The sequence below is a fragment of the Anaerotignum faecicola genome, from assembly GCA_024460105.1.
Taxonomy (GTDB): Bacteria; Bacillota; Clostridia; order Lachnospirales; family Anaerotignaceae; genus JANFXS01.
The window spans coordinates 1-405 of sequence record JANFXS010000480.1; the positions used below are offsets into that span (position 1 = coordinate 1).

General features: G+C 55.6%; 1 protein-coding gene. It reads right to left on the reverse strand.

Annotated features, from left to right (window positions below):
* The coding region (locus tag NE664_14980) for a LysR family transcriptional regulator (protein ID MCQ4727939.1) at positions 1-380 on the reverse strand (380 nt) is incomplete at its 3' end.
* Positions 381-405 lie beyond the last annotated feature (25 nt).

Here is a 405-nt window from a genome sequence, read left to right on the forward strand (position 1 = left end):
TCCTCTGTTCCAAAGACGCAGTGTAAGCCCTCCGTATTGAACGGTGTGCGGACAACGGCGCATTCGATGATGCCGTTTTTCAGCTTCTCCAGAAGCTCATAGGTGTTCCCCTCGGAAATTTCGAAGCGGACATTCGGATGAAGGCGGCAGAAGCCCGGAAGGACGCGGTCTGCCAGATAGTCTCCGGAGGAGGAGATCGTTCCAAGCTTTAGGATTCCCTTCGCTGAGGAAGGGAAATTCTGAAGCTCGCTGGCGGCCGTATCCATCATGGAAAGGATATCCCTGGCCCGGGAATAGAGATAGGCGCCTGCCTCGGTCAGCTCGGCTTTTCTGGCACCGCGGTTCAGAAGACGCACGCCTAAATCTTCCTCTAGCATCATAATCTGCTTGCTGAGCGGCGGCTGT